Annotated in this window: 11 protein-coding genes and 1 pseudogene; 8 read left to right on the top strand and 4 right to left on the bottom strand. The window is 44.6% G+C overall.

The window, feature by feature from the left end:
* Positions 1-138: 138 nt before the first annotated feature.
* Positions 139-2,985, bottom strand: coding sequence for an intermembrane phospholipid transport protein YdbH family protein (locus tag EP181_RS06830; RefSeq protein WP_127470984.1), 2,847 nt, complete (start codon positions 2,983-2,985; stop codon positions 139-141).
* A 649-nt stretch (positions 2,986-3,634) separates the two neighbouring features.
* Here EP181_RS06830 and EP181_RS06825 point away from each other — a divergent pair.
* Both EP181_RS06825 and EP181_RS12690 read left to right on the top strand, forming a co-directional pair.
* Positions 3,635-4,948 (top strand): anti-phage deoxyguanosine triphosphatase, encoded by a 1,314-nt coding sequence (locus EP181_RS06825; protein ID WP_269471131.1) that lies wholly within the window; start codon positions 3,635-3,637, stop codon positions 4,946-4,948.
* Positions 4,924-5,022, top strand: a complete 99-nt coding sequence (locus EP181_RS12690) for a hypothetical protein (RefSeq protein WP_338064754.1) — start codon at positions 4,924-4,926, stop codon at positions 5,020-5,022. Before EP181_RS06825 ends, EP181_RS12690 begins: the two co-directional genes overlap by 25 nt.
* A gap of 58 nt (positions 5,023-5,080) precedes the next feature.
* Here EP181_RS12690 and queG read toward each other — a convergent pair whose 3' ends face one another.
* The gene (gene queG, locus EP181_RS06820) at positions 5,081-6,352 is read right to left on the bottom strand and encodes a tRNA epoxyqueuosine(34) reductase QueG (protein ID WP_127470983.1); all 1,272 of its coding nucleotides are present in this window, start codon (positions 6,350-6,352) and stop codon (positions 5,081-5,083) included.
* Positions 6,353-6,519: 167 nt separating this feature from the next.
* Here queG and EP181_RS12440 point away from each other — a divergent pair, with 167 nt between their 5' ends.
* From EP181_RS12440 to EP181_RS12875, 3 genes and pseudogenes are all read left to right on the top strand, one after another.
* Positions 6,520-6,711 carry a P-loop NTPase family protein gene (locus EP181_RS12440; RefSeq protein ID WP_232023365.1) on the top strand — a complete coding sequence of 64 codons (192 nt, stop codon included), beginning with the start codon at positions 6,520-6,522 and terminating at the stop codon, positions 6,709-6,711.
* The gene (gene tsaE, locus EP181_RS06815) at positions 6,660-7,031 is read left to right on the top strand and encodes a tRNA (adenosine(37)-N6)-threonylcarbamoyltransferase complex ATPase subunit type 1 TsaE (RefSeq protein ID WP_338064753.1); all 372 of its coding nucleotides are present in this window, start codon (positions 6,660-6,662) and stop codon (positions 7,029-7,031) included. Before EP181_RS12440 ends, tsaE begins: the two co-directional genes overlap by 52 nt.
* A gap of 111 nt (positions 7,032-7,142) precedes the next feature.
* Positions 7,143-8,872 (top strand): annotated as a pseudogene (locus EP181_RS12875) (N-acetylmuramoyl-L-alanine amidase).
* Between the two features lie 99 nt (positions 8,873-8,971).
* Here EP181_RS12875 and EP181_RS06800 read toward each other — a convergent pair.
* Positions 8,972-9,565: a 5-formyltetrahydrofolate cyclo-ligase gene (locus EP181_RS06800; protein ID WP_127470980.1), complete on the bottom strand. Its 594-nt coding sequence runs from the start codon at positions 9,563-9,565 to the stop codon at positions 8,972-8,974.
* Between the two features lie 465 nt (positions 9,566-10,030).
* On the bottom strand, positions 10,031-10,267 hold the full coding sequence (locus tag EP181_RS06795; protein ID WP_127470979.1) for a cell division protein ZapA: 237 nt from the start codon (positions 10,265-10,267) through the stop codon (positions 10,031-10,033).
* A 98-nt stretch (positions 10,268-10,365) separates the two neighbouring features.
* On the opposite strand from EP181_RS06795, the gene EP181_RS06790 reads away from it, so the two are divergent.
* The 3 genes from EP181_RS06790 (at position 10,366) to EP181_RS06780 (ending at position 13,735) form a co-directional block, all read left to right on the top strand.
* Positions 10,366-10,998 carry a UPF0149 family protein gene (locus EP181_RS06790; protein ID WP_127470978.1) on the top strand — a complete coding sequence of 211 codons (633 nt, stop codon included), beginning with the start codon at positions 10,366-10,368 and terminating at the stop codon, positions 10,996-10,998.
* Positions 10,999-11,052: 54 nt separating this feature from the next.
* A complete protein-coding gene (locus EP181_RS06785; protein ID WP_127470977.1) occupies positions 11,053-12,387 on the top strand; it encodes an aminopeptidase P N-terminal domain-containing protein in 1,335 nt (444 codons plus the stop codon).
* Between the two features lie 64 nt (positions 12,388-12,451).
* Positions 12,452-13,735, top strand: coding sequence for an FAD-dependent monooxygenase (locus EP181_RS06780; RefSeq protein ID WP_127470976.1), 1,284 nt, complete (start codon positions 12,452-12,454; stop codon positions 13,733-13,735).
* Positions 13,736-13,737: the final 2 nt, after the last annotated feature.

Raw genomic sequence — 13,737 nt, 5'->3', positions numbered from 1 at the left:
TATTCCGCCACGAGCGACCCGAAACACGTTTTGGCGCAAGTTTACCAGTAAGCATAGGCTTGTGAGGCATTTGTTTTAAGAAAGTAATCGGATTAGCGCATGTTTTTACTTTTTTCTATATGTGCAAAAGTGCTGTCTTTAAGGTAACGCGCTGGTGCGTTGTTTAAGCAGGTTTTGTTCAATGCGTTTTTGAATTACCTCATTAACCTGGTTGGTTATTTGCAAACTGCGCAGTAATGTGGGCAAGTGCTCTTCAATGTTGACGTTAAGGTGTATAGGTCGAGCGCTTTGTACGCTGGGATTTTGGCCATTAAGGGTAAAACCCAGTAGGAGTTTTCCGGTGGGTTCTAAAGTAACTTGAGCACTTAATTGGGTGTAGTGAAAGTCGTTTAATATCTCTACAACCGTTGCCATGCTTTTATGCGTGCTGGCTAAATTATCCGAGTCGGCTGAACGATAGTGCAATGTACCGCCACGCACCGATGAAATCATGCCGTGTTGTAGGCTAATACTAGGGGCGATGTTGGAGGCAACGGAGGTTTTGCGATTGTCAGGGGTTTGGTTTACAAAACTAAGTTGAATTGGCAAGTACCCGTTGAGCAATCCAGTGCCTTGTAAACTTGATGGATAAGCGTGCAAAAGTGCGCTTAAGTCAATTTGGCTTAAAGTAATGGGCAGCGTGACGGGTGTGTTAAGCGGCCAGGTAAAGGGGGCAACGGTGAGCGTGCCATTTAATACTCGGGCGGTTGCATTATTAAGGGTGACCAGGCCTGGTAGGGGTAAGTTTTTTAATGCATTAAACGTTAAATTATTAAGCGCGACCTGATAGCGGGCATTAAGTGAAATATCGTCTAGGTTAAGCGCGTGCAAGGCATTTTTAACCTTTAAGTTTTGGGTCGACAGTGTGAGTTGGCTGTTTTTTACCTGAGCGGTTAGTGTGCCTAATACCGTGTTAAACGCAGTCTGATTGTAAATGCCGCTCACATCGGCAAGGCTTAGGTTTAGGGTGCTGTTGATGCGTTGTAATAAGGGCTTATTTATCCAGTTAACATGGGTTTGCCCCTGCAAAGTTATCGTGCCGGCGTGCAACGTAAGCAAGGTTGGCCAAGCGCGAAAAGTTTGTATAAGGGGGTGAGGTGAGTTATTTGAAAATTCGATGGGCTTAATGTGCCACTGGGTGCTGATTTTTTGCTGGCTGGTGGTCGTTTTATGGGTAAGACTGAGCCCGCTAGAATTGTGCACACGACCCGAAGTGCTAAGGTTGTTAAGGGTGCCGTTAAGTTTGCCACTGGTTTGCCAGTTTTGAGTGTGCACCAGCGCGTGTTGCAAGGCAACGGCATTAACCTGATAGGCAGCAGTTATTTGCGTGTTATTGGCAAAGTCATGCCAGTTATTCGACGTACTGGTGTGGCCGAAGGTTAAGCCAGTAATTTGAGTGGTCAGTTGTTGTATGGCGGCGGTGTTAACGTTACTGGCGGGTGTGGTGAGCTTAAGTGCTTGGGTTAAGGTGGCATGTTGCAAGTTAAAATGTAAGGTGCTGTGAGGTGAAGGCACAAAGTCGTGCAGGCTTAATTGTGCGCTTAGTTTATTGAGGCTAAGGTGGTTTTGGTTAAACTGAACCCCAGCAATAGGCAAAATGGTGTGTGCACTTAAGGTGCTTAATGAACTGGTAACGCTTAAATTGTTACGGGTTATTGCGGCATTAAACGGCATGTTTAAAGTGAGCTGAGTAGCCTCAAGGGAAAGGTTATTAGCGGTTTTTAAGCTTTGTTGAGTTAGGTTTAAGGTCGCGTGCTCTAGGGCAAGCGCGCGCTTTTGCGGGTTAAAAAGGTCACTGATTACGCCGTGACTAACAAACTGCATTTTATTGGTTAGGTTTTGTGTGCTTTGGCTGGTAAAGCACGTATCAAACGCTAGGCTTTTAAGCGTGGTTAATTGAGTTAAATCCACCAGGCCTGGTGACATGGTTATTTGCAGGTTTAACGCATCGTGTTTTAAGGGGTTGGTCAGTGCATTGATTATTGCATTAAACGCCGAAGATGTTGGCCAGCCTTTAGACAGCTCGCTTAACACCGGGCTTTGTTGCAACGATTGAACGTTGGTTTTAACACTCAATTTATTTAAATACGCGCCATGAGCCGTGGTTTGGGTGGCAATTGCCATGGTAGCCTGCTCATTGCCGCTGTCTATGGTTAATGTAATGGCTTCTTGATGATCCAAAACGTGCAGGTCAAATTGCGCTGTAATCGGGGTATTAAGGTAGGCAAGGGAAAAATCAGCGTTTAAACTGAGATGTTGAGGCGTAACCTGTTCTAGGCTTAAACTGGCTGTATGGGGTTGCGTTGCCGTTTGCGTGTTTTGAAAGGTGAGCTGTTTGAGTTGAATGCGTTTGGGTAAAAATGCAGGATTAACGGCTTGCATCCAATAACTTAACCGCCAGTGTTGTGGTTGTGTGGGAAGGTTAAACGGTTGCGTCGCATGCGAAGATTTGGGGGTTGTAAGCGTCATGTGCTGAGGCAATGCCGCAGTGTTAACGTGGTGTTGAATGGACTCTATCACCAGGCTTTCGATTATAGTTCGCCCAGGCCATAACGATGGCAGGCCTAAAAACCAAACTTTTGTTGAGTCTTGGGATTTTGCAAACGTAATGAATAGGTTATGGATGACTAGGTTGTGAGTCGTTGCGTTGTGAGCTGTTGCGTCGTGAGCGTTTGCATTTGTGGCATCCATTTTATAATAGGTAAAGTCTATTTTTTTAACATGCAATTGCTCTAAATTTAGTGAGCCAAGGGCAATAGCATTAATCTCAATACCCATCTGGTTGAGTTGCTGTTTTGCGTTATAAGCTGTGTAAAGTGCATACATGCCCAAAGCTAGGGCGGCGATTAATGCTGTCAGCAACACGCCAATCCCTATGTTTAATACCCCTTTAAGAGTGCGTTGCATTAGAGGGCTAATCACGGGGTTTATCACAGGGTTAGTCACTGGTTTAATTCCCTATTTATACGATAAACGGCTAATGTAATCGTTGTGGATGGGTTAGGTGATATGCGTTTTTTACGTTGTTTTAAGTTGTTTTAAGTTGATTTACTTTCTTTACCAGCGCTAAATAAGCGCTTGTGCAACGAGGGTTTGTTTAGTGTTAGTGACATGAGTTAAATGGCACGTTACTTTTATTAAACCAGTTTATTAAACCAGTACCGGCGTTAGGCATTATCTTTAAATACTGTTTTTAAGCAGACTAACCAAGTTTAGTGCAAAGCCTGTGACGAATAAATTGATTTTGTATAATGCTTTTTAAGTATGATGATATTTTGAGACCTTTGCACGAGTCAGGTGCGAAAGAAAAATGAGGAAAAATTTGCCTGATTGCGGCGAAAAACGCAGTGAATAGCTGGCTATTCGCAAGGTTTTCAACAAAGATCAGGTAAATTTTAACCATTTTTATTCGTGCATTCACTCGTGCAAAGGTCTCTTTATAAGTAAACAACACGGCAGAACATATTCTGGCTCTAAATAATGATTTAACCAGGCCTGGTTAAATCATTATTATTGATTATTATGGTTTTTTGGTTGTTGTTAATCATCTTAATGCCCTTTAAAAATTGTCCAAAAACTGGCAGGAAAACACCGCATGATTGAGCTTGATGAACCCATTTGGACGCAACGCTACACCGATTTTTTAAACGATAATCCAGCACGGCCGGCGCGCATTGTGTATCAACGTGACCGCGCGCGGGTTATACATTCGGCTTCGTTTAGGCGTTTGCAAGCCAAAACACAAATTTTTGGCTTAAGCGAGTCGGACTTTTACCGCACCCGCTTAACGCATTCAATGGAAGTGGCGCAAATTGGCTCGGGATTGGTTGAACAACTCATCACTGTCGGGCTAAATGCTCAGGGTGCGGCGCAAGATTATGTGGCGTGGTTGCCCTCGTTTTATTTAATGGAGGCCATCTGCTTGGCGCACGACCTGGGGCATCCGCCGTACGGTCATGGCGGTGAGGTAGCACTTAATTACATGATGCGCGATTACGGTGGGTTTGAGGGCAACGCGCAAACATTAAGAATTTTAGCCAAGTTGGGTGAGTATACGCCGCAAAATGGCTTAGATTTATCGCGCCGCGCCACGTTAGGTGTGATGAAATATCCAGCCATTTACAACGAAGTGATTTCATCAAACCCTCGTTATTTGGCGCAATTAAACGAGCCGCAAGTAGACGATTTTAGAACCTTACAAATGGCTCGTTGGGCACCCCCTAAAAGTTTGTATTTAGAAGAGAAAATCTTATTTGATTGGGTGCTTGAACCTTTTTCGGCTGTGGATAAAGTTAAGTTTACCGGTTTAATCGACAACGAGCCCGACAGCCTATTGGGCCACAATCATGGGCATAAAAAAACCGCTTTTAAAGCGCTCGACACAACGCTTTTAGAGTTGGCCGACGACATTGCCTATGGTATTCACGATTTAGAAGACGCTGTGGCCATGAAAATGGTGTCAAAAGAGCTATGGCAAGCCGAGTTAATGGAGCATCCGGTGTTTTTACAAAGTAGTTTATGGGATGAAGAAATGACCCAACGGCTGTTTAGTGACTCGTCGCGTGGTCGTAAGCATGCGGTCAGTAAAATGGTGGGCATTATGGTCGAAAGTATTTACATTGCCCAAAACCTTGAGTTTGAACACCCATTGTTGCGCTATCAGGCGCGTTTAAAAGACGAGCAAGCGGCGGTTTTAGAGCTGTTAAAGCAATTTGTGTATAAAAATGTCATTACTATTCCAGAGGTGAAACAAATGGAATACAAAGGGCAGTTGATTGTATTGGAGTTGTTTAAATCGTTGCGGGCTAATCCCAGCGCCTTATTGCCCTCAAGTGCGTATAAAAATATCAGCTTGCCCAAGGCGAGCAACAGCGTCAACGTGTCATTTCAGACTACATTGCCGGTATGACCAATACGTACGCGTCGCGCCTATACGCTAAATTATTTACCCCATCGCAGGGTTCTATTTTTGACCGATTGTAGGATTGATGGCGTTTGGTATTCGGTATTGTTCAGTGGTGCTAAGCCGTGTTATTTAGCGCTACGGTGTTGGAACGTAATATTTTTTGGCAAAAAAGGGTTTAAGGTTGGCCTGCGGCTCCAGGGCTTTAAGCGACAGCTCGGCTGGCTCTAGGTTTGGAGTTGCGGGGTTGTTTAATGTTTTAAGGCGGGCAGTCAGTTGTTGAATGGCCCATTCAATATGCTCGTCCACCAAGGGTGATACTGCACCGTGTTTTTGGGTTAATTGTTCAATAATGTTGTGTAGGGTAGCTTGGTCTGCTTGGACATTTCCCAGTGCCACAGCCAAATTGCGTGTCCATTGAGTGTAGCCAATGCGCCTAATGGGACTGCCTTCTAAACGGCGCAAAAAAGTGGTTTCGTCCCATTGCCAGCAGTCTAATAAGCTTATACGGTCAAGCCCAATATTTGGAGCGGTTTGTTTTGAGTCTTGAGCGGCGCTGGCTTTAAAAGCGTCTTCTTCGGTTGATGAGGTAAATTTGTTCCAAGGGCACACCAGTTGACAATCGTCACAACCGTAAATTCGGTTGCCTATAAGGGGTCTTAATTCTAAGGCAATTGAACCTTTAAATTCTATGGTTAAATACGATACACAACGCCGTGCATCGACCACGCCATTGCTTACAATGGCCTGAGTTGGGCATTCTTGAATGCATGCGGTACACGGTCCACAGCCTTGTTTGCTAAACGGCTCGTCAGCGGGCAAGCTAAGGTTGGTGTAGAGCTCACCCAAAAAAAACCATGAGCCTGCTTTTGGATGAATTAATAAACTGTTTTTGCCAATAAATCCAAGGCCAGCTTGAGTAGCCAGTGGTTTTTCAAGGACGGGGGCGCTGTCGCAAAAAGCTCGGTATTTAAAGTCGGTAACGTGTTGGGCAATAATGTTGGCCAACTGCGTTAGACGTTTACGCATTATTTTGTGATAATCTTTGCCCAGTGCGTAGCGCGATATATACGCTTGCTGGCTTTGATGCAATTGTGCCGTAGGTTCTTGAGCCAGCAGGTCAAGGTAGTTCATGCGCACACTAATAACGCTGAGGGTACCGGGTTCAAGTTCTTCTGGTCGGGTACGCTTGGTACCGTGACGTGCCATGTAGTCCATTTCACCGTGAAAGTTTTGCTCAATCCAGCTAAAATGATGCGCCTCGTAATGAGCCAAATGAGTATGGGTAATGCCCACGTTGGCAAGACCGAGTTGCAGTCCCCAAGTTTTAATATTTTGAGCCAACGCGTCTAAATCTGCGGGGGCTTGAGCAGCGGGATAAAATGAATGGTTCTGGGTGAGTTGCGTCATAAGCGTAAGTAAGCGCGTTAGAGATAAAGACAGCCAGTTTAACAAAATAGCACCATTTTATGTGTGCAATTGTCTCGTAATGGGTGACGCGTGATAAGCAGTCGCAATAGTAAAAGTAACAGGTAATGGCAACACAGATTAATAACAGGTAATGATGGGGTGAGCAGGTGCAAGCGTTACAATTTAAGTTAGCCGATGAAGCGGCCAGCGTGTATTTTGCCCAAACAGTGGCGCAAGTCTGTGCCCAGCAAAACGTGGCTGATAATGGGTTTATGATGTATTTACAAGGTGATTTGGGGGTGGGTAAATCTTTTTTGCGCGTGCATTTATTCAAAATTTCTTACCCGGACAAAAAGTAAAAAGCCCCACTTATACCTTGGTAGAAAGTTACAGTTTTTTAAATATTAAAGTGCATCACTTTGATTTATATAGACTTTGCGATGCAGAAGAATTAGAATATTTGGCCATTCGTGACTTGCTTACAGCGGACTTTATTGCCCTGGTTGAGTGGCCTCAAAAAGGGTCGCCTAACCTACCCAGCGCCGATGTACTGATTGCCTTTGAGCACCAATCAATAGGTCGCAGTGTTAGTGTGCAAGCGTTGAGCGTGCCGGGGCAGGTGCTGGCAAAGGCCTTGTTAACCGCATTAAGTGGGTCTAACTTAATAGGTCAAAGCTGAGCGTGGCGTGTTTAAATTTTAATTTAATGAGTGCCAATAAAATGGCAAAAGCAAAAGTTGGCATAAAGATTGTTAAGTGCGTTGTAACACACCAATAAAAGGGCTATTAACATGGCACTCAACAACCTGAACCGTGCAATGCCTGCTTCTTTGTGGACATTTATAGGCATTTTTGTACTGAGCTTTGCAAGTATTGCATTGTCTGGCGGTGTTTTAGCGGCCGAAATTTCTAATGTTCGCATTGGCCAGACCACTGAAAAAACGCGGGTTGAGTTTCAGTTAGATTACGCTAAGCATTACACCATTACGGCTTTAAGCAATCCAGAACGCTTGGTGATTGACTTTTATCAGGTGCAAAATAAGTTAAATTTTGACGACAAATCCATTAACGATTCTCGCATTCAATCCATTAAAGTGCAAAACAGCCCTAATCGTACACGTATTATTTTAGGGCTACACCAGGCCGCTGATTTCAAAACTCACGGCTGGATAAGTTATGCAAAAGCCAATCAAAAAGATCAACGTTTGGTGCTCGATTTAATCAGTTCTACCCAAACAGCGCACGCTGCGCCGGCTCAAAAATCCACCCCTATACCTCCAGCATCTTCATCTCCTAAACCGGCAATTGTGGCAGTTAATCAAGCTACGGCTGTAGCGGCAATAGTCGATGTTAAAAATACGACAGCGGCAAAAAGTGAATCAGAGCACGTTAAGGTGGTTGCGCCACCGCCTATAAACCAAGCGATAACCCAAACGATACCCCCGTCACCCGATGCGGTTGTTAAGCCAGTCGAATCTAAACCACTTGTTTCTGTGGTGCAAATTGCTCATGCGCCGCGTGTAAATAAAGACATTAAAAGCAACTTAACCACATCGGGCATATTGGATAATGACAGCGCGGCGTTAACCAGGCCTGCTGACATTGTTGTGGCTATTGATGCCGGTCACGGCGGTAAAGATGTGGGGGCGATTGGTCACGGCAATGTGTACGAAAAAGACGTTACATTGCAAATGGCCAAAGAAATTAAAGCGGTAATTGATGCTCAACCAGGCATGCGTGCGGTGTTAACCCGTGATAGGGATGTGTACATTGGTTTGGCTGACCGAGTTAAAATTGCCAAGCAAAAAAGGCGGCTATTTTTATTTCGGTACACGCCGATGCCTTTCACGATAAAACGGTGACTGGTGGGTCGGTATATGTATTGTCTAAAGGCAGTGCCAGCAGTGTGATGGCCAGTTTGTTGGCTAAAAGCGAAAATGCGGCGTTGCAAGACGTTAAGTTAGGCGGTTTGGACGATGATGTGGCGTTTGCTCTAAGCGATTTAAGCCGCGAGTCTAACGTACGCGCCAGTCGTAAATTAGGCAACACGGTGTTAAAAGAGATGCAAAAAACGGTTAAGTTGCATAAGCCATCGTTACAGTCGGCTGGTTTTGCGGTGCTAAGATCTATTGATATGCCGTCGTTATTAATTGAAACAGCGTTTATTTCTAACCCTGAAGAGGCTAGAAAGCTTGTCAACAAGACCTTTCAACAAAATATGGCCAAAGCCATTGGACAAGGGTTGGCTCTTTATGTAGAAGACACTAGACCTAGATTTTTGGATCAGCCCACTGTAAATCAGCCAATGTATGTTCAGCACAAAGTGCGAAAGGGTGATACTTTGTCGAGTATTGCAAGCAGTTACAAAGTGTCTATGCAAACGCTTAAAGAGGTGAATGACATTAAAAACGCCAATCAGCTTTATGTGGGTAAAACGGTTAAAATTCCTGTGTCTAATAAACAGTCTGCTACCTCTCAACCCGTAAATTTATCCGGTTCTATTAAAGAGTCTGTTTCTTAAGTTTTAGCCATTTTTAGCCGTTTTTAACCATTTTAGCTCACAATTTAACCGTGTAAATTAACTGTAAGAAGCGTCGTTTGGTGTTTAATTGTGTCGTTGTTAGGCGTGATTAAACAGGCTAACGCCTTGTTCGGTGATTACGCCGTCTAACGGCACGTCCCAGTTTTCTGTTGTAAGTTTATCCACTTTTTGGCATTGATGCGCCCACCCCATTAATAAAGGTTTTTGATTGGGGTTTAGGCGTTTAAATTCAAAGGTTCGGTCGTAAAATCCGCCTCCCATTCCCAGTCTATTGCCTTGCATATCAAACCCAACCAGAGGTACTAGTACCAAATCTAAGGCATTACCAGCAATGTGAGATTCTAAAGGTTCGCTGGGTTCGTCTATGTTAAAACGATTGGGTACTAAGGTGCTTTGCGCGGTGTAATGAGCAAATCCCATGTGCCAGTTTGGGCGGGTTTCAAGAACAGGTAAATAAACGTTTTGGTGGTTGAGCCATAAAAATTCAATTAAAGCGCGCGTTTCCAGTTCGCCATTTTGTGCTAAAAATACGCCAATGTGTTGAATTTGAGTGAGGTCTATGTGGGCTTTAAAATGCGCCAAAGCGGCTTTTTGATGGGCGATTTGTTGCTCAGCGTTTAATAAAGTCCGTTGTAGGCGTAAGTGTTGTCGAATGGATTGAGACGGATTCATGGTAAGTGTTAAGAGTGAGTCAAAAAAACAGTGTAGCGGATTTTGAAGTAGGTTTTAAGACTTATCGTTGTACAAGAAGTATAAATAAAAGTATTACAGCCGAAGCGCAGATTAACCAGGCCTGGTAAAAGAGCGCGCAGCCATTGAGCCAAAGTCCCTGAACCGTAAGTTCAAGGTGGCAGCCTCCTCAAGAAATTTAGGCTTCCCGGGTTAGCCAAAGCTAACGAGATGCGCACCATTTCAGGCATCTGGCCCCAATGTAAGTAATTATCGGAAGGGGGTTTAAACTCAACAACTGCGTGCGTTAAGCATTATAACAAATTGCTTGCTGGTGGGATAACTTACTGGAGCTAAATTTAAAATTTTTAGAGTACTTGCATGGTTTATGTATGATTTTTGTGCAATTATTGTATTAATTAAAGTTGCTTTATTAAACAGGTGTATTATTTTGTGAGGCAAGGCCTTTTATAATATGTTCAATTTTTCTTCTAGTGTGTGGGTGTGCTGCGTGGTGTCTTGTTTTAATTGTATATAGTCGTAACAAAGGTTAAGCGCCATCATAAGTATTTTGCTTTCTCCCTTTAAACCGGGCACTTGGTCTAGTTTGTCTTCAAGCAAGGTAGCCGCCTCAATTAAGCGCACTTTTTCATCGGCATCGCACGGAATCTCGAACGTATGGTTCATTAGGGTCAAGGTAAGCACGAGGTTTCTCCAACAATCGATAAGCGTTCAGGAATTAACAGATAAGTTAATTATGATATTATTCCCCAATTATAAGTGTTTAACAAGAGAATGTTTGAATGGATTTTGATCAAGTCAATGAAGTGATAGCGCCGTTTCCAGAGTTGGAATCGCCTGCGTTTATTCAAGGAATGTTGTTGGGTTTATTGTGCGCTGACAGTGAATTAAATGAGGCCATTTGGCTTAAAAAACTCATTGAAGAGGCGCAAATTAAATCGGTTAAAGAATCGTTTTTAAAAGCACTGCATGCAATGTTTGAAACCACCAATAAAGGCCTGAATGGCTCGGGATTTGAGCTTGAGTTGTGCTTGCCCGACGACGCAGAACCTTTGGTGTTTAGAGCGGCTATGTTGGGACAGTTATGCGAAGGCGTATTGTACGGCTTGGGTTTGGTAGGGCGCTTAAACGACGACAAAAATTTGCCGCCCGAGGTAAGAGAGTTAATAAGTGATTTTAGCGATGTTGCGCGCATTGATGTTGACGGTTTAGCCGCGTTAAGTGCCGAAAGCACTGAAAGTTCTAATAGCACTCAAAGCTTGGCTGAAGTAGAAGAGGCCGAATCGGACTTTGTGCAGTTAATTGAGTTTGTGCGAGTGGGTATTTTAATGATGAACGAAGAGTTAAATCCTGTAGACCCAGCACCCATTGAGATGGATGAGTCGTTTGGTAAACATCTTAATACTGTGCACTAATTTTAGAAGTCTTTGCAAAAGCCTCTTAACCTTTACTTGCCTGGAAATAAACTTATGTCAGTGGCGGAATCTTTAAATTTAATAGAACACTGTGTACAGCGCCGTTCACAGCTGTTGGCTTCTTTAAAACCGTGCAGTGCTGTTTTGGTGGCTTCGGGTCACGAACAGATTCGCAATCGCGATGTAGAATTTGCGTTTCGTCCGCAAAGTGATTTTTATTATTTAACGGGCTTTAGTGAACCCGATGCCGTGCTGTTGTTGGTAAAGTTAGCCGACGGCAGTGCTCGCAGTCATGTTTTTTTACGCCCAAAAGACGCCGAGCAAGAAACCTGGCAAGGTCGACGTTTGGGGGTTGATTTAGCCGCTGAACATTTGCAGGTTGACCAGGCCTGGTCATTTTATAATTGGGTGCAAAACGTGCCTAAGCAGATTGAGTCTTGTCAGATGATTTATGTGAGCTTTTCTCAACTGTCCGATTGGACTGCACATCTTACAACGTGGATTGGTCAGGCAAAACAAAAGGTGCGCAAAGGCATTGAAGCACCTACTCAAATTTGCGATTTAGACGTTGTTTTACATGAGATGCGTTTGCACAAAACCGCCGATGAAATTGCACAGATGCGCACGGCTGCGCGCATAAGCGTAGCGGGGCATTTGGCGGCCATGAAAACTGTACAAGTGGGTATGCCCGAGTACGCAGTGCAAGCCAGTTTAGAGGCCGAATTTATGCGATTGGGCGCACCGCGCGTGGCGTTTAATTCTATTGTGGCCGCTGGTCAAAATGCCTGCATTTTGCATTACACCGAAAACCGTGCTTATATTCAAGCCAACGATTTGGTGTTGGTGGATGCGGGGGCTGAATGGCAAGGCTATGCGGGGGATATTACTACGACGTTTCCGGCCAGCGGTGAGTTTAGTCCTGCGCAGGCTCAGTTGTATTCGTTAGTATTGCGGGCTCAACAAGCGGCTATTGCTGTTATTAAACCTGGTGTGTCATATGATTTGTTGCATCAAACGGTGTTGCAAATAATCACAACAGGCCTGGTCGAGTTGAATATTTTGCAGGGTGATGTCGCCACGTTAATTGAGTCAGAAGCGTATAAACCCTTTTTTATGCACGGCACAGGCCATTGGTTAGGAATGGACGTGCACGATGTGGGACTTTACAAACATGCGGGGGTTTGGCGAACATTGCAACCTGGCATGGTCGTAACCGTTGAGCCAGGGCTTTACATTGGGTCACAGCACACAGAAGTAGATGCAAAATGGCATAATATCGGGATTCGTATTGAGGACGATGTATTGGTAACTCAAGTGGGTCACGAAGTGCTTACTAAAGGCCTGCCCCGAACTGTGGCCGAAATAGAAGCTTGGATGCAGTCGCGTTAGTGGACGTGCTAAAAAGTTTAACTCTGCAACACAAAGCAACGAATCGACGTTAAAGGAATACAGTATGCAAAGTACCTTAAAATCGTACGAATCAGATGACATCATTCAGACCGATGTGTTAATTTCTGGCGGTGGGCCCGTGGGGTTAATGTTGGCGATTGGTTTAGGGCAGGCCGGTTATGACGTTATGCTAGCCGAACGATATGCGCCTAAGCCCGGAGCAGCTAATTCGTTTGATGGTCGGGTTTTGGCGCTGTCGCACGGCTCGATGCTGCTGTTAAGCCAACTTGGAATTTGGCCTGATCTTGTGCCGTTTGTAACTGAAATTCATCATGTGCACGTCTCGCAAAAAGGTTATTTGGGTTTGACAACTTTACATGCCAGTGAGGTGGGTGTCGCCGCACTGGGTTACAGCATACAGTCTAGCGACTTGGGTACCGTGTTGTGGGCACACGCTCAGAGTCAGACGGGCTTGCACATAGTGTGTCCGGCGTCATTAACGCACTTTACCGAAGAAGGTATGGACAGCGCGTACATAAGCGCAACATTAAATGTGGAAGATCAAGTGTCTTCTCAGGTTGAGCAAGCACAGCCTGCTAGAACTATTCAAGCTAAAACGATTCAAGTTAAAACCAAGTTGCTAGTAGGTGCAGACGGCACAGAATCAAAGGTTCGACGCATTTTGGGTTTGCCGTTGCAAGAAAAATCGTATAACGCTTTTGGGGTAGTGGCACAAATTGCCACCGAACAACATCCGCAGCATTGGGCGTATGAGCGGTTTACTCAAAACGGGCCTGTGGCACTTTTGCCTATGCATGGTCATTTTCATAAGGCCGTATACGTTTGTCCAGCCAGTGATATAGCGTCGGTTAAGGCTTTGGACGATGAAGGTTTTATGGCGTTATTTGCCGAGCAAATGGGCGAGCGTTTAGGGGCGTTTACTCAAGTGAGTCCAAGAGTGATTTATCCGCTCACCGAAACGTATGTAGAGCAAATGTTTAAAGGTCGTGCATTGTTAATGGGCAATGCGTCGCACACGCAACATCCAGTGGCCGCACAAGGTTTAAATTTGGGCATTCGTGATATTGCGGTATTTTTAGAAGGCATGCCGGTTCACACTGTGTTGCAGCCTAATGCGGATATTGGCAGTAACGTGTGGTTGAGCGAATACGCGGCGTTACGTCAGCCTGATCATCAAAAAGTCATGGGATTAACCGATACGCTTATCAGTGTATTTGAACATCGTTCGGCGTTGGTGGGGCATTTACGAGGCGTGGGATTAATGGCCATGCAGTTGCTTCCTAGCGTGAAAAAACGTTTTTCTAAATTTGCGATGGGAGGTAAGTAAGT

Origin of the sequence: Thiomicrorhabdus aquaedulcis, assembly GCF_004001325.1 — a bacterium.
Taxonomy (GTDB): Bacteria; Pseudomonadota; Gammaproteobacteria; order Thiomicrospirales; family Thiomicrospiraceae; genus Thiomicrorhabdus; species Thiomicrorhabdus aquaedulcis.
This window is presented reverse-complemented; position numbering and strand designations above follow the sequence as displayed.

Excerpts from the sequence above, each read along its gene's own strand:
- EP181_RS06825 (WP_269471131.1), top strand. The coding sequence starts at position 3,635 with ATGATTGAGCTTGATGAACCCATTTGGACGCAACGCTACACCGATTTT.
- queG (WP_127470983.1), bottom strand. The coding sequence starts at position 6,352 with ATGACGCAACTCACCCAGAACCATTCATTTTATCCCGCTGCTCAAGCC.
- EP181_RS06800 (WP_127470980.1), bottom strand. The coding sequence starts at position 9,565 with ATGAATCCGTCTCAATCCATTCGACAACACTTACGCCTACAACGGACT.
- EP181_RS06790 (WP_127470978.1), top strand. The coding sequence starts at position 10,366 with ATGGATTTTGATCAAGTCAATGAAGTGATAGCGCCGTTTCCAGAGTTG.
- EP181_RS06785 (WP_127470977.1), top strand. The coding sequence starts at position 11,053 with ATGTCAGTGGCGGAATCTTTAAATTTAATAGAACACTGTGTACAGCGC.
- EP181_RS06780 (WP_127470976.1), top strand. The coding sequence starts at position 12,452 with ATGCAAAGTACCTTAAAATCGTACGAATCAGATGACATCATTCAGACC.